Below are 21,681 nucleotides of genomic sequence, written 5' to 3' on the forward strand. Positions count from 1 at the left end.
GACGCGAGCCGCGCGAGCGGCCCGGACCGAGCGCGGTCGTGATCGCGCGGCCGACGGGCGACGAAGCGGCGTCGCGGATGTCCTGCTCGAGACGGCGCAGCGGCAGGGGCACGGGTCCCGCGCCGCGCTCGCCGGAGTGCAGGGCCGCGAGCACAGCGCCGAGACACTCGGCGGTCGCCGGGAACGCCTCGCGTCCCGAGGGCGGCGAGCCGGGGAGGAGATCCGCCGCGACGGGGCCCGCGGCTCGGATCCGCGCGGTCCACGCACCGGAGGCGTCGAGCGCAGCGGGCACGACGGCGGCGTGCGTCGTCCGGACGGCCTCGGCGGGAGGCCGCCCGGCGGGGGCCGCGGCGTACTCGCGTCGAAGGAGGAACCCCTCGTCGAGCGCCTCGATGCTCTGGCGCCACACGCGGGTGCGGACGCTCCAGACGGTGCCGGCGCTCATGCGGCCTCCTGCAGCAGGAGCTCGCCGAGGGCCGCGGCCGCGACGGGGAAGAGCTGCGGGGGCGCTCCGACGCGCTCGGGCGCCGCTACGCTGACGCCGTCCATCGGAGGCAGGAGGACGGTGCGCGCGCGTGCCGACATCCGCTCGGTGTAGAGCGGCCAGCTCGGGCCGGACGTGAACCCGGGGGGTGCGGCGGCGGCCACGACGAGCGGCCTGACGGTGCCCTGGAGAGCGAGCAGCAGCGGGGAGTCGCACAGCCCCAGGCTGAGCCGCGAGAGGAAGTCCATTGAGGCCGGGTGCACGAGGTAGCCCTCGGCCCACTGCTCGAGCCCGACGTGGACGGGGTCGTCGTGCCGGTCGCCCCACTCGTCGATGAGCGGCCGCTCGCCCGTCAACGCCGTGGTCGCCGAGACGCCGACGAAGGCCCGGGCGCGCGGAGTCAGGACGACGCGGAACCGGGTGCTCGGACACACCTCCTGCATCCAGCCGATCCAGCTCGGGAGGAAGGCCGTGCCGAGCGCCCCGGTCGCGGCGATCACGATCCTCCGGTCCGCGAGGCCGCTCAGGCGTCGGGCCTGCTCATCGACGGCGCTCACGCGAGCACGTCCTCGGCGCCGGCGAGGAACGAATCGAGCGCCTCCGTGCGCGCCCGCTCCCGGGCGACGCGGCGTTCCGTGAGCACGGCGAGGACCTCCTCGAGATCCGCGAGGGCGGCCGCCTCTCCGTGCGACGCGAGGACCCCGAAGACGTTGACGACGACCTCGTCGGCACCGTCCGCGTGGAGGAGCTCGAGGCCGTCGGCGATCTCCTCCGGCGATCCGAAGAGGTAGACCCCCTGGTCGATGACGGCCCGCGCGGCGCCCCGACCGTCGTCGGGCAAATCGATCCCGGCCCGGCGCAGCATGTCGCGGTAGTGCGGGGCGGCGAGATGCGCGTGGACGGCGGACTCCACGAGCGAGACCGGATCGCGCCCGGGGCGCCGGACTCCCACGTGCACGACCGCCTCCACGTTCGGGACCGGGCGCTCCGAGGAGGCGGCGCCGCGCGCCAGCGCGTGAGCGATCGTGTCGCGGATCCAGGAGCCCGGGGTGAGCCAGGTGATCGCGTGGGAGGCCGCGCGGCCCGCCGCCTCCGCCATCGCCGGCCGGAGCACTCCGAAGCCGAGCTGGACAGCGGCGGGCGAGTGCTCGGTGACCGCGAGGACCTGGCGTGCGAAGCGCTCCGTCTCGGCGACCGGGCGGGCGAGGGGCGCGCCGAGTGCCGACTCCTGGAAGCGCGCCCCGCCGGGACCGATGCCGAGCACGACGGAGGCGCCGCTCAGGCGCGAGATCGACAGCGCCTGGCGAGCGAGCGCGCTCGGCGACCACAGCGGGTGGAGGGTGACGGCCGTCCCGAGGGGGATCGCGGCACCCCGTCCGGCGAGCGCCGCCATCATCGTCAGCGAGTCGACCGCATCGGAGTGGCCGAACCAGAGCCGGCCGCCGTGACGGCGGGCGAGATCGGCGTACGGGAGCACGCCTCCCAGCGCCGTGGGCATCTTGGGGTACATCACGCCGACGTCCATGGTCGGCTCCCTTCTTCCGGGGTCGGAACGAGCATCAGGGCCGGTGTCTCGAGGACAGCGCGGCAGAGGAGGAGGAACTGGCGGCGGACGAGGTCGGCGTCGACCGCGGGGGCGTGGTGCTCGAGCAGGCCCCAGGGGTCGCTCCCGTCGTGGCGGGCCGCGAAGCCGAGGTGCGCGGTGAGCGGGGAGTCCGCGTCGACGAGCCGGCGTCCCCGGGCGTACCGCAGCGCCCAGGCCACGACGCCGTCGTCCGGCGGCGACACCGACTGCTCCGTGAGGACGTCGCGGATGAGCCCGTCCGCCCGCTCCGCCGCGCCCGCGGCGACCGGCGCCTCCACAGCGAAGTACTCGCCCTGGGGCAGACGGGTCAGGGCGCTGCCGGGGCTGTAGCTGAGCGCGTGGTCGTCCCGGAGCCGCCGGGCGAGGGGGCCGGCGGCCGTCCCGCCCAGGATCAGCGCGGCGAGGGAGCGGGCGAGGGCCTCGCTCGCCCCGCTCGCGCCGGGGAGCGGAGCGAGGATCCGGACGAGAGAGGAGCGGATCCCGGGGATCGGGAGGACGCCCGACTCCGTCACCGGTCCGGCCGTGCTCGGCAGCGGGGGCGCGTGACCCTCGCAACGGCGGCCGGCCGCCTCGATCAGCTCCTCGAACCTCTGCCCGAGGTCGAGCGGCAGGAGGCCGGAGCCGGCGGAGAGGGCGACCGCGACCGGTCGGCGCGAGAACTCGCTCGGCGTCGGCGACTCGCCCGCATCACCGAGCGCGAGCGCCAGGCCGAGCTCGCCGAGGGAGCGGGGCACAGCAGGGGTCTCGGGCGCGGGATCGGCGTCGGCGAGCTCGCGCCAGCTCCCGAGGCGTCCGAGGAGGCGGTCCCAGTCCTCGGGGTCGCCTCGGCGAGCGGAAGGATCGCGCTCACGCCGGAAGGACCCGGACGGACGTCGATCTCGGCGCTCGCCGGCTCGAGGCCGCGTCGGAGCAGGCTCGCGGCTCGCAGCCGGCCCTGCCAGGAGAGCGGTCTGGTCTCGACGACGAGCGCCACGACGGCGCCGCGCCCTCCACCGAGGACGCGGAGCCCGTCGGCGTGGCGATCGATCGCCGGAGGGGCGGGAGTCGTCGCCGTCATGCGGCCTCTCCTTCCCCGTGCTCCCAGACCAGGAAGCCCGGCTCGTCGCGGCGCAGGTGGTCGAAGGCCTCCGCCACGTCCCCGGCGCGCACCGCCGTCAGCTCCGCCGCCGTGCGCCGCGTGTCGAGGCCGAAGAGCCTGTCGCGAGCCAGGAGGGAACTGGCCGTGGCGGTTCCGGAGAGCCTGCGCTGCAGGCTGTGGAGCTCGGCCCGCCGCCACACGTCGAGCCGGTCGAGGTCGAGCCGGTCGGGGAGAGTGGAGGCCGGTCGGTCCGGCGCGGGCCCGGCGACGCTGGACGACCCGATGAGGAGGGCGGTCTCCGGGCCCTCGTGCACCCCGAAGAGCCCGGCGCGCCAGTGCGCTCCCGGGGACGCGGCGTCCACCGCCCGGGCAAGCACGGCCGCGATGGCCCGCTCGCGCTCGCGTGGGACCGCGCTCCGGCAGGAGGCGGGTCTCGGCGGTCGCGGACAGGCCGCGGGGCAGGACCCGCCGGCGCACCGTCCGGACCGCTCCGAGCCGCGATCTCCAGTCCGGAACGGGGCTCCGCGGGGACAGGAGCGCGACGACCGGGGCGACGACCTCCTCGACGAGGTGCGGGTCGAGCGCCGAGGCGACACCGATAGTGACCTCTCGCGTGGAGTGCAGGCGGCGGAGGAAGCCCAGGACTCGTCCGGTGCGAGGATCGGAGTGGTAAAGGAGTCGTCGGTCCGCTGCCTCCCCCGTGTCGCCAGGGCGCCGTTCCACGGGAAGGTCGCGAGCGCGCCGTCCGTGCGCCGCTCCTCGATCTCGCGGGCGATCACCCAGCGCTCCCGCTCGATCGCTGCGACCGGCACCTCCGTCAGGGAGGCGCGGGCCAGCGCCACGTCGGCGGCCTCGCCGAGGACCGCCAGGGTGTCGTCCTCGACCGGGAGGACGACCGAGTACTCCGTGTGGAACGGGTAGCTCTGAGCGTTGCTGACGCCGCCGCGGTGCAGGACGAACTGCTCGGCGAGCCGGCCCGTCTCGAGCCGCGCCTCGCTGTAGAGGAGGTGCTCCGCCAGATGCGCCGCGCCCGCCTCGCCCGGTCGCTCGTCGACCGAGCCCGCGCCGACGGCGAGCGTGACGGCCACGCTCCGAGCTCCCGGGACCTCGGCGATCGAGGTCCGCGGTCCGCTGCTCCCGGCACTGGTCAGTGCGGATCCGATCATGGTCTCCTCCAGAGGTGGAGGGCCCGGGGACCGGAGCCCCCGGGCCCGGGTCGTCAGCAGCCCGCGGCGAGGGTGGTGGTGGTTCCGCCCGCGGTGACGCCGACCGAGACGAGCGCGCACTCGGGGGAGGACGCGGTCACGAAGACCGAGACGGCCGAGATGGGCGACGGAGTCGCGCCGGGAGCGGACTCGAGCGAGGTGGAGACGAGCTCCTCGGCGCTCGCGTAGCTCGAGAAGCCGGCGATGAGGGTCTGGTTCGAGGTCATGGCATGTCCTTCTTTCCGAGAGGTTTCGACGAGAGGTGGGGTGCGGCGTCAGCAGCCCGCGTTGACCGTGGTTCCGACGACGGAGCCGCCGACGACGCTGATCGCCGTTCCACAGGCGACCGTGGAGGCGGCGATGAAGCTGAGGACGCCCGGGGTCGCTGCCGGCGCCGCCTCGGTGGTGCCGGAGAGGTCGGGCGCCTGGACCGCATAGGAGCGGTATCCCGCGATGAGAGATTCGGCTGTGGTGCTGCTCATGTCGTTCTCGCTTTCTGTGATCGTGTTTCCTGTGCCGTGTCGGCTCGACGTCCGCGTCGGCGGCCGTCGACCTGCTCGCTCAGCCCGGGAGCCGCGGCGAGTCGAGGTTCTCGTGCACCCTCAGGGGGTGGATGTTGGCGGCGAGGAGCGCCAGGCGGACCCGTTCGGCGGCCGGCTCCCCGCCGGGCTCGACGAGCGCCTTCGCGATGGTCTCGGCCCGGTGCTCGCCGAAGCTCAGGGTGCGCCGGGACCGGGCCGGGTCGTCGGGCTCCCAGGCGTATCCGACTCCCGGTGCCAGACGACCGGCGAGCACGGAGGTGCCCGCCCGCGGATCGTCGCTCGCCAGCAGATCGGCGAACTCCCGCACGCGCTCCCAGGACTCCTGGGGGAGGTAGAGGACGATCGCATCCGTGCGCGGATAGGCCTCGCTCGACGAGAGGATCTTTGCCCGAGCGGGCACGTGCGCCGACTCCAGCCGCTCCGTCAGCCGCCCCCACGCGTCGAGGGCGTCGTCGGCGTCGGCGGCGGCGCGGTAGAGGCGGAGCGGACGGGATCTGCTGCCCGCTCCCGCGCTCGAGGTGAAGAACGAGAAGCCGACCGAGAGGCGCGTCGCGAGGGAGTTGAGCGCGATGTGCGCGGTCGCCGACGTGCGGTCCAGGACGCGGGAGTCCGGGACGAACACGCGCAGGCTCTGATGCAGGACGACGACGCCGTTGTACTGGGGCACGGTCTCGAGCAGCGGGACTCGGGCGGCCCTCGCCCGCCGCGCGGTCGCGGAGGCGATCCGCTCCTCCATGACTCGGTCCTCGCTGGTGAGGCTGCCGCCCGGCGCGTCGTCCCGCAGGCCGATCCCCGCGTGCGCGAACTGGTAGATGCGCCGAGCGAGGACCTGGCCGAGCTCGGACGCGGAGGCGGTCTCGATCTCCGTGCCGAAGGCGCGGGCCGAGCGCTGGTCGTCCGCGATCCCGATGCGCGAGAGGATCCAGGAGACCCCGCTCGCAAGCCCCTGCTCGGTCGGGGCGAGGGCCGGCGCGCTCACTCCGCCCCCAGCCCGAGGACGTCGGTGTACCCGGTGGCGTTGACGATCGCCTCGCGCCCGATCCCGGCGAGGGCCCGGTCCATCGCCGACATACGGCCGTAGTAGGTGGCCGAGGCGAGAGCCCTGTCGAATAGCTGCCACCCGAGGAAGCCGACCGCTCGCGCAGCGAAGCCCTCCTCGACGGCGCGGGCGCGGGTGTACGCCCTCCAGAAGGTGCGGAGGGAGGGGACGGCCTCGTCGACCATGCGGCCGCCATGGGCGATGATCGACGCGTCGGTCACCTCCTCGCCCTCGGCGACGATGGAGTGCACCAGACGGCGCGCGCGGTGGTAGAACAGCTCGCCGAGAAGGCCGCCGGCGTCGCGGGCGGGGTCTCCGAGCCGGAAGTCCTCCCAGTCGAGCATCCAGCAGGTGGCGCCGTCGAGGAGGATCTGGTCGGAGCGCAGGTCCCCGTGGATGGGAGAGGCGGCATCGCCGCTCGGCGCGGAGCGCACCAGCGCGTCCAGCCGGTCCCGGAGAACGGGGTCGCCCTGAAGGAGCCGCCACATCTCGAGCTGTCCCATCGTCGATCCCTCGAACAGGTCGATGGGCATCGCGTCGAGCCCGTGCGGAGGAAGCGACGGCGGCCGGTTCTCGACTCTGCTCGCGTCCGAGGGAGTCGCGCCGTGCACCGCGGCGAGCGCGCCGGCGACCAGCTCGAGCTCCTCCGGGCTGACGGTGCTCTCGCGCACCCGCTCGGCGAAGGTGCTCTCGGCGCCGACCACGGTCTGCGCCAGCACCAGTCCGGCGTCGTCGCGGGCGAGGAGGTCCGGGGTGCGGACGGGGAGCCCGGTGAGGTCCATCACATCGTGGAACGTGGTGACCCGCTGGTACCGGCCCGCGGAGCCGAGGCCGCGCACGGCCTTCACGAAGACGTCGTCGCCGTCGGAGAACCGTAGGCGGGCGTGAGGTTGCGGCCGAGGAGCACCGGCGCGTCCTCGATCTCGTCCCGGGTCCGGCCGAGCCGGGCCAGGAGGGGAGCGATGCGGTCCAGCAGGTGCTTCTGCTCGGCGGACGCGATCACTCCGCGCTCCGTCGGTAGGCGGAGATGAAGCGCTCGGACGCCGCGGTGACCGGAGCGCCCTGCCAGTCGGCCATGCGGCCGAGCGGCTCGAGGCCGGCGAGACGCGCGGCGGAGTCGAGCTCGGCGGGGAAGACGTAGCGCAGGACCTGCGTGTAGGTGCTCCGCTTCTCGCCGACGAAGACGAGGTTCTGCGAGACCAGCAGCTGGAGCGACGGCTCGACGGTGTACTGCTCGATGACGACGTCGCCGTCGCCCAGGTCCCTCAGCGACATCGCGGGTGCCGTCAGCCCGTGGTAGCGCGAGGGGGTGAAGCACTCGACGAGGAGCACGCCGCCCGGTGCGAGGCACCGGCGGGCGTTCCGGAGCACCGCGAGCTGCTGCTCGGCCGTGGTGGCGACGAGGAGCGTGTTGAGCAGCAGGGTGACGCCGTCGTACTCGCCCTCCAGCTCGTCGTCGATGAAGCTGGCGCGGCGCGCCGTGATGCGCTTTTCCGTGTCGCGCTCGGCGAGGAGCCGGAGCATGTCCGACGAGATCTCCACACCGGAGACCTCGAGGCCCGCTTCGGCCAGGGGCAGTGCCGCCCGGCCCGAGCCGATGCCGAACTCCATCACCCGAGGTCCGGGGGCGACCCGCTGAAGGCAGGCGACGAGCTGTGCGATGTCGCCCAGGGCGTCCGGGTACATGCGGTCGTGGAGCTCCGCCACCAGGCCCGTGTAGGTCCCGTTCCCCTCGGTCGCGGTCGTCACAGCGCCTCCTCCCCCGTCCGCGATCGGCCTCCCGGGGTGGAAGGCCCTCTCGCAGGACCACGACACCCATGCTGCCGAGCGGCGCGCATCCGCCGGATCGGCTCGGAGGACCGCAGTGCTGGATCGTCGGAGGACGAGGAGGTCGAGGGCCGGGGACGACCCGGCCGAGCCCCGCCTGGACCGTCCTCGGCCGATCAGGCCGACGGACAGGCTCCCACGGACGAGGTCCCCCGCACCCGCGGAGGACCTCGTCGGCGGCCGGACGCCTCCCGCGACGCGGGCGGGGACGGACTCAGGGACCGGTCAGCACCTCGGGCTCCGGGGTCATCGAGATCGTGGGGATCGAGGCCGTGATCACGGTGCCGTCGGAGCGGCGGGTGCCCTCGATGTCGGAGGTGGTGGGGGCGCCGTGCAGGCGGCGGCCCTGATGGGTGAGGGCCACGCGGACGGGAGTGCCGGCCTCGACGTGCACCCGCTCGTCACGGACGGTGATCACCGCCGAGTCGCCGGTCTCGACGCTCAGCAGCACCTCGGTCTGCGTCACCTCGACGCGCACGCGCGTGCCGTGCAGGGTGATGCGGAAGGTCAGGCCGTCCCAGTCGTCCGGGAGACGCGGATCGAGCGTGATCCGCCCGCCGTGGTCGCGCATCCCGCCGAAGCCGTACACGAGGGCGCTCCAGACACCGCCGGTGGAGGCGACGTGGATGCCGTCCGCCGTGTTGCGGTGCAGGTCGGCGAGATCAACGAACAGGGCGGACAGGAAGTAGCGCCGAGCGAGGTCGCTGTAGCCCACCTCGGCGGCGATGATCGACTGCACGACGGCCGAGAGGGTCGAGTCGCCGGTCGTGAGCGCGTCGTAGTACTCGAAGTCGGCACGCTTCTGCTCGGCCGTGAACTCGTTGCCCTGGAGCAGCAGCGCGAGCACCACGTCGGCCTGCTTGAGCACCTGGAAGCGGTAGATCACGAGCGGGTGGAAGTGCAGCAGCAGCGGGCGCTTGCTGGCCGGGGTGTTCTCGAGGTCCCACAGTTCCTTCTCGAGGAACGCCGCGTCCTGCGGGTGGATACCGGCCCGCGCATCGAAGGGGATGTGCATCTTCTCGGCGGCGCGCGCCCACTCGAGCACCTCGCCCTCGTCGAGGGCGAGGCGGTCGGCCATCCGCTCGTAGGCGGCGGGCTCGACGCCTTGAGCAGCTCGACGGCGCGGGCGGCCGAGCGGAGGTTCGCCCGGGCCATGACGTTCGTGTACAGGTTGTCGTTCACGACGGTCGTGTACTCGTCGGGGCCGGTGACGCCGTGGATGTGGAAGTGGTCGTCGCCGTTGCTGCGCCAGAAGCCCAGGTCGGCCCACATCCGAGCGGTCTCGACGAGGATGTCGATCGCACCGCGGGCGAGGAAGTCGTCGTCGCCGGTGGCTCCGACGTACTGCATGAGCGCGTAGGAGATGTCGGCGTCGATGTGGTACTGCGCGGTCCCGGCGGCGTAGTAGGCCGACGACTCCTGGCCGTTGATGGTGCGCCAGGGGAAGAGCGCGCCGCGCTGGTTGAGCTCGGTCGCGCGCGAGCGGGCCGCCTCGAGCATGTTCTGGCGGAAGCGCAACGCGTTGCGGGCGACGAGCGGGGCCGTGTAGCTGAGGAACGGGAGGACGTAGACCTCGGTGTCCCAGAAGTAGTGGCCGCCGTAGCCGGAGCCCGAGACCCCCTTGGCCGCGACTCCGCCGCCGTCGGTGCGGGCCGTCGACTGCGCGAGCTGGAAGAGGTTCCACCGAGCGGCCTGCTGGATCGCGGGCTGCCCGCCGATCCGGACATCGGAGCGGGTCCAGAAGTCGTCGAGCCATTCACGCTGCTTGATGAACTGCTCCTCGACCGGCGTCTCGCGCGCACGGTCGAGGGTGCGGTCGCAGCGATCGGCCAGCTCGCGCACGGGCACGCCGCGGGAGGTGTGGTAGGTCAGCGTCTTGATCAGGCGGACCGGACGGCCGGCCTTCGCCTTCACGCGATACACGTGCTTGGCGAGGTCGTCGTCGATCTGGGAGGTCTGGTCCCACTCGTTCTCGGTCTCGAGCTGGTGCTCGGCACCGCAGGCGACCGTCATCTGGGAGTTGGTGGTGCGGTATCCGAGGAGATAGCGCGTACCCGTGACGCGCTTCAGCCGCGGCTGGAGCACCCGGTCCTCGAACGACTCCGCCTTGCGCGGATCGAAGCCGGCGGCTTCGCTGCCCGACGGCGCGTGGTACTCGTCGACGCCGTCCTGGCGGTTGAGCACCTGGCTCGAGATGAGCACCGAGGCGTCCGCGTCGAGCATCTCGACCTCGTAGTCGAGGATCGCAAGGTGGCGGTCGGTGAACGAGACCAGGCGGCGCGAGCGGATCAGCACGCGCTTGCCCGACGGGGTGCGCCACTCGACCTCGCGCGTGAGCACTCCGCTCGCGAAGTCGAGGCGACGCGAGTACGAGAGGACGTCGGCCTCGCTCAGGACGAACGGCTCGTCGTCGACGTAGAGCCGGAGGATCTTGGCGTCGGGGACGTTGACGATCGTCTGGCCGACCCGGGCGAAACCGAACGCCTCCTCGGCGTGACGGATCGGCCAGGTCTCGTGGAAGCCGTTGATGAAGGTGCCGTAGGCGTAGCCGTCGCGACCCTCCTCGACGTTTCCGCGGAGACCGAGGTAGCCGTTGCCGGTGGCGAACAGCGTCTCGGTGCGGCCCTGGAGCTCGGACGCGAACTCGGTCTCGACCAGGGCCCACTCGTCGATCGGGAAGCGGTTGCGGTCGAGCGGATCGGAGGTGATGGGGTTCATGCGGCGTCCTCGGGGGCGGGGGCGGTGGGGAGGAAGGGGAGCAGCTCGGCGAGGTCGTCCACGACCAGGTCGGCGCCGTGCGCGAGGAGCGTGTCGGCGCCGACTCCGCGGTCGACCCCGACGACGAGGCCGAAGCCGCCCGCGCGGCCGGCGGCGACTCCGGAGTGGGCGTCCTCGACGACCGCGCACTCCGCGGCCTCGAGGCCCAGGAGCTGCGCGGCGTAGAGGTAGGTGTCGGGCGCGGGCTTGCCGGCGATGGAGCGCTCGGCGGCGAGGAGACCGTCGACCACGATCTCGAAGCGGTCGCGCAGGCCGGAGGCTCGAGCACGGGGACGCCGTTGCGGGAGGAGGTGACGACGGCCACCTCCACCCCCGCGGCGACCGCGGCGTCGACGAAGCGGAGCGAGCCCGGGTAGGGGGCGACGCCGCTCTCGGCGAGGGTGCGGTTGAAGGCGTCGTTCTTGCGGTTGCCGAGCCCGCACACGGTCTCGAGCGACGGGTCGTCCTCGGGTGTGCCCTCGGGGAGGGTGATCCCGCGGGAGGTGAGCAGGGCGCGGACGCCGTCGTAGCGCGGGCGACCGTCGACGTAGCGGAAGTAGTCGGCGTCGGTGTATCCCTCGGCGACTCCCCGCGAGGAGAGGTAGTCGGTGAAGAGCCGCGACCAGGCCTGCATGTGCACATCGGCGGTCGGCGTGAGCACGCCGTCGAGGTCGAAGAGGAGCGCTCGCACCTCGCGGAGCGCGGAGGCGCCGGGGCGCGTCGGGGATGCAGTCACGGCGGGGAGGACCTCTGATCGGGGGCAGGCGTTCGGCGGTTCCGCCGATGACGGTCGTCCGCCGCGGACGGGACGTATCGTATACGCCCCCCGGTCGCCGTGTGGAACCGTTTACACGTCCGTGATCCGCGCGCCGCTGTCGGCGTCGATCCGCGCCGTGGGGGCCGACTCCCCAGCGACGGTGCGGTGCCTGGCGAGAGGGAGCATCAGCCGTGCGCCGGAGGTCGGGTCGGTGATGATCCGCCTGTCGAGGCCGACCACCGCGAGCACCGCCTCCTCGGTGAGCACGGCGGCGGGCGTGCCGGAGGCGTGCACCGCTCCGCTCGCGATCGCCACCAGGTGGCCGGCGTGCCGGGCGGCGAGGTCGAGGTCGTGCAGAACCAGCACCGTGATCCCGCGGGTGCGGTTGAGGTCGACGAGCAGGTCGAGCACCTCGATCTGGTGGCTGACATCGAGGAAAGTGGTCGGCTCGTCCCGCAGCAGCACACGTCGGCCTTCCGCGCGCGAGCCATCGCGGTGCGGCCGGCGGTCCTGGGCGGCCCGATCACCCAGCGAGCCTCACCCGATGATGAGCGGGCTTTCCAGCCACGGGGTCTCGCGGCCGTCCGTCCCCGAGGTCAGGAGCGCGCAGCACGGCCGATCGCGGGGTTCGAGGCCCTGCCGACCTCGGATGCGGGACATCAGGCCGTCGCGAGCTTCTCGACCGTGCGGAGGTTCCGGGTGGTCGTCGTCGAGCGGTACGCCGATCGGGCGAGGACCTTCGCGACCGGGGTGTCGGTCGAGGATCCGCGCGGGCAGCGCCAGTAAAGGACGTCGGCACCGTAGAGGACGTCGGTGCCGCGGAGGACGTCGGCACCGCGGGCGACGAGCTCGACCGCCGGGTCGGTCTCGCCGATCGCGGCCTGCGCGGCATCGAGCGCCTCCTCATCGGAGCCGAAGACGACGTAGGGGTGGGCCTCGGCGTCGATCCGCGGGAACGGGTAGGCCGCGAGCACCGCGGCGAGCGCCTCCTGCGTCACGAGCACGATCCAGGCGTCGTAGCCGAACCGCTCGGCGAGCGCCGCCTCGAGCGCAGGCTTCAGCGCGGCGGCCGAGCGGTCGGAGTCGAAGGCCGCGTTGCCGCTCGCGAGGACCGTCCGCACCCGTTCCCCTCCGACGCCGGCGACCGTCTCGGCGAGCTCGGCGCTGCGCACGGTGCGGCCGTTGACGTTCACTCCGCGGAGCAGGGCGAGGTATCGAGTCATGCGGCCGACGGTAGCGTGGCGGCATGGCGCGCGGAAGCGGACGACGACGACCCGGGCGGACCCTCGAGGAGGAGATCCTGCGAGCCAGCGAGCGCGGCCCGGGCGCGAGGACGCGCGCCGAGGCGTCGCCTCCCTCCGGACGGCACCTCGTGCTGCCCGCCGAGTCGGGCACCGTGCTCGACGTCGACGTCGACGCTCTCGTGGCGCTCGCCGCCCGCGAGGACCTGCTGATCGCGCTGGAGCGGCGCGCCGGCGAGCACGCCGTGGCCGCGACTCCGCTGCTCTCGTGGTGGTCGGCGACCCCGACGGTGCCGAGCGAGGAGGAGGAGCGCCGGCTGGACGCTCTCGCGCTCGGGCCGGTCACGCTCGGGCGGGGGCCCGCGGCCGACGTGGACTCCCGACTGCGGGAGCTGGCGATCGCGGGCGACCTCGACGCGCTCGGATCGGCGCTGGCGCTGCTGGCGCGGATCCCGGACCCGCCTGCGGCGTTCCAGGACGCGGAGGGGTTCCTGCGGGTGGTGGTGCCGGAGGCGCCCTTCGAGCTGCGGCTCGAGGTGCTCGCGGAGGCGCGGGGCGGGGCGGGAGAGCTGCTGGCTCTGCTCCGGGACTGCGCGTTCACCGCGACGCTGCCGCGGCGGCGCGCAGCGATCGCGGCGATGAGCGAGCGGGTGAGGAGCTTCGCGGATCCGGCGCGGATCGACTCCTCCCGGCTGGACGGGCTCGCAGCAGCGGTGGACGCGGCGCTCGAGAAGCGCTGGTCCGCGCTCTGAACCGCCGCCCGGCCGGGATCGGCTCAGCGCCCGCGCACCGCGGGTGCATAGGCTGGACGGATGCCTCTCACCGGTCTCGACCTCCGCCGCTTCCCCGCCGCCCTGAACGACGACGGCGGACCCGACTCCGCCACCGCCGCATGGGCGACCGCGATCAACGCGGGCTTCCACGAGAAGGAGTTCACGCCCGAGAAGCTGCGCGACTGGGCCGAGCACATGGTCGCCGACGAGCGCGTGCTGACCGCGGTCCTCGACTCCACTTCCCCCGAGGGGCTGGACGGCGCCGGCGTGCCCGTCGGCACCTACGCCGCCTTCCCCGGCTCGCTCCAGGTCGGACGGGGCCGACAGATCGACGCGCACCTGGTCTCCCAGGTCACCGTGCGGCCGACGCACCGGCGCCGCGGCATCCTGCGCACGATGATCACCGAGGACCTGCGCCTGGCAGCGGAGGCCGGCACCCCGGTCGCCGCGCTCACCGCCAGCGAGGCCTCGATCTACCGCCGGTTCGGCTTCGGCCGCTCGGCCTTCACCCGCTCGATCCGCGTCGACACCGGCCCGCGCTTCGGAGTGCAGACCGAGCCGTCCGGCCGCGTCGAGGTCGTCGCGACCACCTGGCTCCAGCCGCGCATCCCGGAGGTGTTCGCCGCGTTCCAGGCATCGGTCCCCGGCTCGCTGACCCGGCAGTCCCGCTACGAGGCGAACTCGGTGGGCACGGAGTCCGGCGAGAGCGCACCGGGCCTGGACGTGCGCTCGGCCGTGCACCTCGACGACGGGGGCGAGCTCGACGGCTACGTGACCTATCGTGCCGTCGGGCCCGACGAGGCTCGGACCCTCGAGATCGTCGACCTGGTCGCCCCCTCCCCCGACGCCTACCTCGCGCTCTGGGGGTACCTGGGCGCTGTCGACCTCGCCTCGGCGGTGACCTGGGACATGGCGCCGGTGGACGACCCGCTGACCTGGGCGCTGCGCGACGCGCGCGTGGTGCAGGTGCAGCACGTCGGCGACCTGATCTGGCTGCGGATCCTCGACGTCGCCGCCGCGTTCTCGGCGCGGCCGTGGACCACCGACGACGCGCTCGTGGTCGACGTGACCGACGAGCTGGGCCTCGCCGACGGCCGCTACCGGATCACCGCGGCCGACGGCTCCGGCCGCGTGGAGCGCACCGGGGAGGCGGCCGACCTGGCGCTCGACGTCGCCGACCTCGGCTCGCTGCTGCTGGGCTCGGTGCGCCCGTCGACCCTGGCGCGCGCCGGCTCGGTTCGCATCGCCGGCGACCCGGAGCGGGTGGACCGCTTCTTCGCGGCGATCGCGACGCCGTACTGCATCTCGTTCTTCTAGGGCGCGCCCCCCGCGCGGGCGGGGCGGGCCGCGCGCCTGCCGCCATCCTGCCGCGCAGAATCACGGCTGAGGCCGGCTGAGGGCCGGATCCCCGGCGAATCGCCCGCGACCGCCCGACTGCCAGCCTCCTCCGGGCCTGCGCACTGCACCGTCGGCCATGCTGAAGGACCCGTTCCCGACACCGCCAGGAGCTCACCGTGGGTGCATCCGTGATCGTCGACGTCATCGTCGTGCTGAGCCTGCTCGGCGCGCTCGTCGACGGACTGCGCCGTGGCTTCCTCCGGACCGTCGGCGGGCTCGCCGGCGTCGTCGCTGGCGCGATCGGCGCCTCCTTCGCGGTGCCCGCCGTCTCGTCGTGGACCGCAGGCACCGAGTGGCGCCTGCTCGCCGTGATCGGCACGGCGGTCCTGCTGCTCGGCGTCGGCTACGCCGTCGGAGCCACGCTCGGAGCGGTCATCGGGCGCGGCGCCGACCGGGTCAAGCTCGGACTGCTCGACCGGCTCGCCGGGGGCGGCGCCGGGGTCGCGATCACCGGCCTGGTCTGGATCGCCGTCACCTCGGCCGTCTCGCTGCTCGGCGTCCCGCTCGTCACCACCTCGGTCGCCGGCTCCACCGTCATCCGTGGGATCGACGACCTCACTCCCTCCCCGGTCCGCGGGTTCCTCGCCCAGCTCCAGTCGACCGTGGTCGACCGCGGCACGTCCTGGGTGGTCGCGGCCCTCGACGCACCGACGGAGGCACCCGCCATCCCGGACGTGGCGACCGACGATCCCGAGGTGGCCGGCGCCTCCCGCTCGGTCGTGCGGGTCTCGGGCACCGCCTGGGCCTGCGACGTGGGCGTGACCGGCAGCGGCTTCGTCTCCTCCGACGACCGTGTGATCACCAATGCGCACGTGGTCGCCGGAGTCGCCGAGCCGGTGGTGGAGGCGCCCGGCGAGGCTCCCCGCACCGGCCGGGTCGTGTACGCGAACGCCGCCACCGATCTGGCGGTGATCGCCGTCGACGGCCTCGACGCCGCTCCGCTCGCACTCGACGACTCGGTCGTCGGAGGAGACGACGCGGTCGTGGCCGGCTATCCGTTCGGCGGACCGCTGACGCTCGGCTCGGCTCAGGTCTCCTCGGACACGACGGTCTCGCTGATGGTCGACGGAACCCCCACCTCGCGCGAGGTGCTGACCCTGGCCGCCGTGGTCAACCAGGGCAACTCCGGCGGGCCGCTGCTCTCGCTCGACGGCACGGTCTCGGGAGTCGTCTTCGGCAAGGCCGCCTCCGTCGACAACGTGGGCTACGCGATCCCGCTCTCCGTGCTCTCTCCGGTCGTCACCGAGGCGCCGGCGCTGACGGGCGCTGTGGATCCGGGCGCCTGCCGCTCGAGGTGAGCGGTCACGGGAGCGGGCCGGCGACCAGCACGAGCGTGAGGTCGTCGAGCCGCAGCGTCTCGGGGCGCGCCGACTCAAGGTAGTCGGCGACCCGCGGGTCGACGGGGTAGCGCGCCGACGCCTCGATCGCGATGGCGACGACGCCGGCGGAGGACGGATCGGTCGTGACCCGATCCCCGATGTAGGGCACGTAGACACCGGAGGACATGCCCTGCACCAGGACGAGGCCGCCGTCGAGGCCGCGCTCGCGCAGCACGTCGGCCACGCGTGCGATCCCCGTCGGCCGCTCCTGCGCGATACCCGCCGAGGTGGCGGCCGCGACCACGATGGAGGCGGCCAGCAGCACCGCGCCCGCGCCGCGCGCGACCGGCGCGGGCAGCAGGATCCCGCCGTGCAGCGCCTCCGCGATGCCGAGACCCGCCAGGGCGCACAGCAGCCAGGCCCACGCCGCGTAGTAGTGCGGCAGCGCCACCGAGCTGACGACCAGGTGGAACACCAGCAGGAGCAGCGCCGCACCGCCGAGGTACAGCACCAGTGCGCGGCGCCGCGGAGCGAGCAGGGCCAGCAGCGTGCCGAGGAGCAGGACGGAGAGCGCCGGCGGGCCGATCCCCGCCAGCGTGAACCAGAGGTTCGCCCACCACGGCGGGAAGGCGAAGGCCGAGCCCGCGACGTCGATCAGGTGCCCCTCGGCGTTGTGCCGCGACTGGAACTCCAGCAGGTAGCGGATCGCCTCGACCGGATGCACGGGCAGGTAGGCGAGCACTCCCGTGACGACGAAGGCGCCGGCGAAGGCGGCGGCGGCCCGCAGCGCGCGACCGCGACTCCCGGAGCGCAGCAGCGGCAGGAGGAACACGGGCGCGAGCACGGCCGTCGTCAGCTTCGAGGTGACCGACAGGGCGAACAGCGCACCTGCCAGGGCGATCAGCCAGCCGCTGCGCCGCCCCGGGGAGGCACGCGACCAGCTCCACGCCACCGCCATCGCCGCGACGGCGAACAGCACCATAAAGGGCTCCAGCAGGGCGATCCGGTCGATGCGGGTCGCTCCTCCGGGAACGGTGCGCGGGAAGAGGAGGAACAGGCCCGCCGGGATCAGTGCGAGCACGACGCCGAGCTCGCGGCGCAGCCAGAGCCAGAGCACGACCCCGGTGAGGAAGGTGGCGGCGCCGGCCGCGACCCTCCCCGCGATCAGCCCCTCGCCGAGCAGCATCTGGGCCACACCGAGGAGGTACTTCGCGGTCGGCGGATGCTCGAGGTTGGCGCTCACGTCGCCGTGCAGGTAGTCCCAGCCGGCCGCGAGGTAGACCGGCTCGTCCGGCGAGATGTTCGCGGCGCCGAGGGTACCGAAGCACTGATAGAGCCCCCAGAGGAGGGTTCCGATCAGAGCCGCCCACCTCACCCGGCCGATCCTAGGCGCTTCCCCGCTCGGCGCACGATCGGCCCGCTCGCCGCGACTCCGCCGCCCCTGGCCGCCGGGACGGCGGCGGGTAGGATCGACGCGCATCCCGTCCCCCTCCCCTGGAGCCTCCAGCACATGGCAGACAGCCGCATCGCCGTTCCCGACACCACTGCGAACGCGGAGGCGACGCCCGAGCGGGAGCAGCCCTACGCCGCTCTCGGGCTCAAGCCCGACGAGTACGCGAGCATCCGCGAGATCCTGGGCCGGCGCCCGACGAGCGGCGAGCTCGCCATGTACTCGGTGATGTGGAGCGAGCACTGCTCGTACAAGTCGTCGAAGATGTACCTCCGCCAGTTCGGGCAGAAGGTCTCGCCCGCCATGAAGAAGAACCTTATGGTCGGCATGGGCGAGAACGCCGGAGTCGTCGACGTCGGCGAGGGCTGGGCCGTCACCTTCAAGATCGAGAGCCACAACCACCCGAGCTACATCGAGCCGTTCCAGGGCGCGGCGACCGGAGTCGGCGGCATCGTCCGCGACATCATCTCGATGGGCGCCCGGCCCGTTGCGGTCATGGACGCGCTGCGTTTCGGGGCGATCGACGACCCCGACACGGCGCGCGTGGTGCACGGCGTCGTGGCCGGCATCTCCTTCTACGGCAACTGCCTCGGCCTGCCGAACATCGGCGGCGAGACCTCCTTCGACTCCGTCTACCAGGGCAACCCGCTGGTGAACGCGCTCGCGGTCGGAGTGCTGCGTCACGAGGACCTGCACCTCGCGAACGCCCGCGGCGTCGGCAACAAGGTCGTGCTCTTCGGGGCGCGCACCGGAGGCGACGGCATCGGCGGCGCGTCGATCCTCGCCTCCGACACGTTCGCCGACGGCGGCCCGACCAAGCGCCCCGCGGTGCAGGTCGGCGACCCGTTCGCCGAGAAGGTGCTCATCGAGTGCTGCCTCGAACTGTTCCGCAAGGACCTGGTGGAGGGCATCCAGGATCTGGGCGCCGCGGGGATCTCGTGCGCCACATCCGAGCTCGCGTCGAACGGCGACGGCGGCATGGTCATCGAGCTCGACTCGGTGCTGCTGCGCGACCCCTCGCTCACGGCCGAGGAGATCCTGATGTCGGAGTCGCAGGAGCGCATGATGGCCGTCGTCCGGCCCGAGAAGCTCGACGCGTTCCTCGAGGTCGTCGGCAAGTGGGACGTCGAGACCAGCGTGCTGGGCGAGGTCACCGACTCCGGCCGCCTCATCATCCACTGGCACGGCGAGGAGATCGTCAACGTCGACCCCCGCACGGTCGCCGTCGACGGGCCGGTCTACGAGCGGCCGATCGCCTACCCGGGCTGGCTCGACGCCCTCCAGGCGGACTCCTCCTCCCGCCTGCCCCGCTCGAGGGGCGGCGACGCGCTGCGCGCCGAGACCCTGGCGCTGCTGGGCTCCGCGAACCTCGCCGACAAGAGCTGGATCACCTCGCAGTACGACCGCTACGTGCTCGGCAACACAGCGCTGAGCTACCCCGACGACGGCGGCATGGTCCGCGTCGACGAGGAGTCGGGCCTCGGCTTCGCCGTGGCGACCGACGCCAACGGCCGCTGGTGCCAGCTCGACCCGGCGCAGGGCGCCCGGCTCGCGCTGGCGGAGGCGTTCCGCAACGTGGCCGTCACCGGAGCGACCCCGGTCGCCGTCTCGGACTGCCTCAACTTCGGCAGCCCCGAGAACCCCGAGGTGATGTGGCAGTTCCGCGAGACCGTCGGTGCCCTCGCCGACGCGTGTCTCGAGCTCGAGATCCCCGTCACCGGCGGCAACGTGTCGTTCTACAACCAGACCGGCGACGTGCCGATCTTCCCGACCCCGGTCGTGGGCGTGCTCGGCGTGATCGACAACGTCGCGCGCCGCATCCCCTCCGGCTGGCAGGACGAGGGCGACAACGTCTACCTCCTCGGCACGACCCGCGACGAGCTCGACGGCTCCGCGTGGGCCGGTACCGTGCACGACCACCTGGGCGGGCTGCCCCCGCAGCTCGACCTCGCGGCCGAGCGCGCGCTGGCCGATCTGATCTCGGCGGGAGCGAAGGAGTCACTGATCGCCTCCGCCCACGACCTCTCCGACGGCGGGCTCGTGGTGGCGCTGGCCGAGTCGGCGCTGCGGTTCGGAGTGGGGGCGCGCATCTGGCTCGGCGAGCTGATGGAGCGCGACGGGGTCGACGCGACGGCCGCGCTGTTCTCGGAGTCGACGGGCCGCGTGCTGGTGTCGGTGCCGCGCGAGGACGATGTGAAGTTCCGCGGGCTCTGCGAGGGCCGCGGCTACCCGGTGCTGCGGATCGGCGTGACGGATGCGGCGACTCCGGCCGTCGAGGTGCAGGGCCTGTTCACGCTGCCGCTCGAGGAGCTGCGGGCCGTGAACGGCGCCGTGCTGCCGCGCCACTTCGGCTGAGGCGACGGCCCGACGAGGAGGACCGGCCCGACCGGCGTTCCGTCATTACGGAATATTTGCAATAGTTGACGGGTGACCCCGACCGACAGAGACCTCGCGCGCGAGATCGACGAGCTCCGGGAGCGGCTGGACCGCCTCGAGGCCCCCGGCGCCCGCTCCGCCCTCAACCCGCCCGCCGACGACCCGCTCTGGGCGCTCGCCGCACTCAGGGAGCGGCTGCCCTCCCCCGGCGGAGTCGTCTTCGCCGGCTCCGTCGCGACTCCCGCGGGACCGGTCGAGTGGCAGTACGGCCTCACGACCGACGCGTTCTTCGAGCACGACTGGGGCGCGACCCCCGGACCGACCGCGCTCGCCGCGCTCGGCAGCCCCGTCCGCCTGCGCTTTTTGCAGGCTGTCGCAGGCGGAGTCGAGACCGTCGCCCAGCTCGCCGAGAGCGAGGGAGCGGGCACCACCGGCCAGATCTACCACCACGTCAACCAGCTGGTCGCGGCCGGCTGGCTCCACGCGCGCGGCCGCGGCCGCTACGGCATCCCGCCGGAACGCCTCGTTCCCCTGCTCGTGATTTTGCTCGCCTCGGGAGGCCCGCGATGACCCGCCGCCGACTCGCCCTCGCCGCCACCGCTGCGGCCGTCGTGCTGATCGGCGGGGTGCTGCTGCGCCCCTCCGCCCCGACGCTCTCGCCCGACGCGACCGGTGACGCCGAGATCGCGCAGTGGCTCCGCACCGACGTCGGCGACGGCGCCCGCCACCACCTCGTCGCCGCTGTCGTCACTCCCGAGGGCATCCGCTACGGCGGACTCGGCGCCGACGAGCGCACGGAGGTCGAGATCGGGTCCGTGACCAAGACCATGACCGCCCTCCTCCTCGCCCAGAGCGCCGCGGCCGGCACCGTCGCCCTCGACGACCGCGCCGCCGACTACGCCGAGGTCGGCGACTTCCCGGGCACGCTCGCGCAGCTGGCGAGCCACCGCTCGGGGCTCCCGCGGATCCCCACCGGCGTCGGCGAGATCGCCTCGACGGTCCTGGCGCAGCTGCGGGGCACGGACCCGTACGCCGGCTGGTCGGCCGCGGACACTCTGCGCCACGCGGCAGAGGCGGACCTCGGCGCCGAGGAGGTCGCCTACTCCAACCTGGGCGCCGCAGTGCTGGGCCAGACCCTCGCCCGGGCGGAGGGGCGCGACTACGCCGACCTGCTGCGCGAGCGGGTCCTGGACCCGCTCGGGATGACTGACTCCTCCGTGCCCGTGACCGCCGACGCTCTCGCCCCTGACGCACCGACCGGTTACACGGCGAGCGGCCGGTCGGTCGCTCCGTGGACCCTCGCCGGCTACGCCCCGGCGGGCGGCGTCCGCTCGACCGCGGCCGACATGGCCCGCTACGCGCAGGCCCTGCTCACCGACGATCCTGCGCTCGGAGTGGCGGGCTCCACGGTGCTCGAGCCGCGGTTCGACGCCGGCGACGGCAACCGCATCGGCCTCTCCTGGTACACCTCCGACGCGGCCGGCGGCGGATCCACGACCTGGCACAACGGAGGCACCGCCGGCTACTCGACGATGCTCGTGATGGACCGTGACCGCGGCGTCGCCGTCTTCGTCAACGGCGACACGGCGAGCTCGGTCGACGAGCTCGGCGTCACGCTGCTGCAGCGCGTCCTGGAGGAGGAGTCGTGATCATCGCCTCGACCATCGCCCTGATCGTCGTCGCCTCCACGGTCGGCCGCTTCGCGCTCGGGAGCCTGCCGTCGCGCCGGACCGCGCGCCGGCTCGACCGCGACCGCCTCCGCTCGCTCACGCGCGGGGTCGAGGCGGTGGCGGTGCTGCTGCTCGGCCGGGCCTTCATCGACTGGTCGGCGCTGACCCTGGTGCCGTGGT

General features: G+C 73.6%; 21 protein-coding genes and 2 pseudogenes. 7 read left to right on the forward strand and 16 right to left on the reverse strand.

The window, feature by feature from the left end:
- The 15 genes and pseudogenes from ACH61_RS06995 to ACH61_RS07060 all read right to left on the reverse strand — a co-directional run.
- A partial coding sequence (locus ACH61_RS06995) for a hypothetical protein (protein WP_201787587.1) occupies nt 1-445 on the reverse strand: 445 nt, incomplete at its 3' end.
- A complete protein-coding gene (locus tag ACH61_RS07000; RefSeq protein ID WP_068210295.1) occupies nt 442-1,041 on the reverse strand; it encodes a flavoprotein in 600 nt (199 codons plus the stop codon). The genes ACH61_RS07000 and ACH61_RS06995, both read right to left, overlap by 4 nt.
- Complete coding sequence (locus ACH61_RS07005) at nt 1,038-2,009, reverse strand: LLM class flavin-dependent oxidoreductase (RefSeq protein WP_068210296.1); 972 nt, start codon at nt 2,007-2,009, stop codon at nt 1,038-1,040. The genes ACH61_RS07000 and ACH61_RS07005 overlap by 4 nt, the downstream gene beginning before the upstream one ends.
- Nucleotides 1,994-2,803 carry an insulinase family protein gene (locus ACH61_RS07010; RefSeq protein ID WP_068210297.1) on the reverse strand — a complete coding sequence of 270 codons (810 nt, stop codon included), beginning with the start codon at nt 2,801-2,803 and terminating at the stop codon, nt 1,994-1,996. The genes ACH61_RS07005 and ACH61_RS07010 overlap by 16 nt, the downstream gene beginning before the upstream one ends.
- Before the next feature lie 319 nt (nt 2,804-3,122).
- Nucleotides 3,123-4,313, reverse strand: a complete 1,191-nt coding sequence (locus tag ACH61_RS16810) for an insulinase family protein (protein WP_068210298.1) — start codon at nt 4,311-4,313, stop codon at nt 3,123-3,125.
- 53 nt (nt 4,314-4,366) lie between these two features.
- Nucleotides 4,367-4,579 carry an LxmA leader domain family RiPP gene (locus ACH61_RS07020; protein WP_068210299.1) on the reverse strand — a complete coding sequence of 71 codons (213 nt, stop codon included), beginning with the start codon at nt 4,577-4,579 and terminating at the stop codon, nt 4,367-4,369.
- A 48-nt stretch (nt 4,580-4,627) separates the two neighbouring features.
- Entirely contained in the window at nt 4,628-4,834 is a 207-nt protein-coding gene (locus ACH61_RS07025) for a hypothetical protein (RefSeq protein ID WP_068210300.1), read from the reverse strand.
- A gap of 79 nt (nt 4,835-4,913) precedes the next feature.
- Nucleotides 4,914-5,873 carry a T3SS effector HopA1 family protein gene (locus ACH61_RS07030; RefSeq protein WP_068210304.1) on the reverse strand — a complete coding sequence of 320 codons (960 nt, stop codon included), beginning with the start codon at nt 5,871-5,873 and terminating at the stop codon, nt 4,914-4,916.
- Nucleotides 5,870-6,781, reverse strand: a complete 912-nt coding sequence (locus tag ACH61_RS07035) for a phosphotransferase (protein ID WP_068210306.1) — start codon at nt 6,779-6,781, stop codon at nt 5,870-5,872. The genes ACH61_RS07030 and ACH61_RS07035 overlap by 4 nt, the downstream gene beginning before the upstream one ends.
- Complete coding sequence (locus tag ACH61_RS17315) at nt 6,778-6,936, reverse strand: hypothetical protein (protein WP_161489634.1); 159 nt, start codon at nt 6,934-6,936, stop codon at nt 6,778-6,780. The genes ACH61_RS07035 and ACH61_RS17315 overlap by 4 nt, the downstream gene beginning before the upstream one ends.
- Entirely contained in the window at nt 6,933-7,682 is a 750-nt protein-coding gene (locus ACH61_RS07040) for a class I SAM-dependent methyltransferase (protein WP_082845082.1), read from the reverse strand. The genes ACH61_RS17315 and ACH61_RS07040 overlap by 4 nt, the downstream gene beginning before the upstream one ends.
- A 292-nt stretch (nt 7,683-7,974) precedes the next feature.
- Nucleotides 7,975-10,478, reverse strand: a pseudogene (locus ACH61_RS07045) (glycoside hydrolase family 65 protein).
- Nucleotides 10,475-11,151: pseudogene (locus ACH61_RS07050) on the reverse strand (HAD family hydrolase). The pseudogenes ACH61_RS07045 and ACH61_RS07050 overlap by 4 nt, the downstream one beginning before the upstream one ends.
- A 213-nt stretch (nt 11,152-11,364) precedes the next feature.
- Nucleotides 11,365-11,739, reverse strand: a complete 375-nt coding sequence (locus ACH61_RS07055; protein ID WP_068210308.1) for an ATP-binding cassette domain-containing protein — start codon at nt 11,737-11,739, stop codon at nt 11,365-11,367.
- A gap of 194 nt (nt 11,740-11,933) precedes the next feature.
- Nucleotides 11,934-12,497 (reverse strand): DUF1697 domain-containing protein, encoded by a 564-nt coding sequence (locus tag ACH61_RS07060; RefSeq protein WP_068210310.1) that lies wholly within the window; start codon nt 12,495-12,497, stop codon nt 11,934-11,936.
- A 23-nt stretch (nt 12,498-12,520) separates the two neighbouring features.
- Between ACH61_RS07060 and ACH61_RS07065 the strand changes: the two genes are divergently transcribed.
- The 3 genes from ACH61_RS07065 to ACH61_RS07075 all read left to right on the forward strand — a co-directional run bounded on the left by ACH61_RS07065 (nt 12,521) and on the right by ACH61_RS07075 (nt 15,984).
- A complete protein-coding gene (locus ACH61_RS07065; RefSeq protein WP_068210316.1) occupies nt 12,521-13,267 on the forward strand; it encodes a DUF2254 family protein in 747 nt (248 codons plus the stop codon).
- Nucleotides 13,268-13,327: 60 nt separating this feature from the next.
- Nucleotides 13,328-14,605 (forward strand): GNAT family N-acetyltransferase, encoded by a 1,278-nt coding sequence (locus ACH61_RS07070; RefSeq protein ID WP_068210319.1) that lies wholly within the window; start codon nt 13,328-13,330, stop codon nt 14,603-14,605.
- A 197-nt stretch (nt 14,606-14,802) separates the two neighbouring features.
- Entirely contained in the window at nt 14,803-15,984 is a 1,182-nt protein-coding gene (locus tag ACH61_RS07075) for a MarP family serine protease (RefSeq protein ID WP_068210321.1), read from the forward strand.
- Between the two features lie 4 nt (nt 15,985-15,988).
- Here ACH61_RS07075 and ACH61_RS07080 read toward each other — a convergent pair whose 3' ends face one another.
- Nucleotides 15,989-17,380 carry an ArnT family glycosyltransferase gene (locus ACH61_RS07080; protein WP_068210323.1) on the reverse strand — a complete coding sequence of 464 codons (1,392 nt, stop codon included), beginning with the start codon at nt 17,378-17,380 and terminating at the stop codon, nt 15,989-15,991.
- 135 nt (nt 17,381-17,515) lie between these two features.
- Here ACH61_RS07080 and purL point away from each other — a divergent pair, with 135 nt between their 5' ends.
- From purL to ACH61_RS07100, 4 genes are all read left to right on the forward strand, one after another.
- Nucleotides 17,516-19,810, forward strand: coding sequence for a phosphoribosylformylglycinamidine synthase subunit PurL (gene purL, locus ACH61_RS07085; protein ID WP_068210325.1), 2,295 nt, complete (start codon nt 17,516-17,518; stop codon nt 19,808-19,810).
- Nucleotides 19,811-19,882: 72 nt separating this feature from the next.
- Nucleotides 19,883-20,401, forward strand: coding sequence for an ArsR/SmtB family transcription factor (locus ACH61_RS07090; RefSeq protein WP_068210326.1), 519 nt, complete (start codon nt 19,883-19,885; stop codon nt 20,399-20,401).
- A complete protein-coding gene (locus tag ACH61_RS07095) occupies nt 20,398-21,480 on the forward strand; it encodes a serine hydrolase domain-containing protein (protein ID WP_068210327.1) in 1,083 nt (360 codons plus the stop codon). Before ACH61_RS07090 ends, ACH61_RS07095 begins: the two co-directional genes overlap by 4 nt.
- Nucleotides 21,477-21,681, forward strand: a 205-nt coding sequence (locus ACH61_RS07100; protein WP_153038812.1) for a hypothetical protein, incomplete at its 3' end; no start/stop codon positions are given. The genes ACH61_RS07095 and ACH61_RS07100, both read left to right, overlap by 4 nt.

Origin of the sequence: Rathayibacter tanaceti, from assembly GCF_001634385.1 — a bacterium.
Classification (GTDB): Bacteria; Actinomycetota; Actinomycetes; order Actinomycetales; family Microbacteriaceae; genus Rathayibacter; species Rathayibacter tanaceti.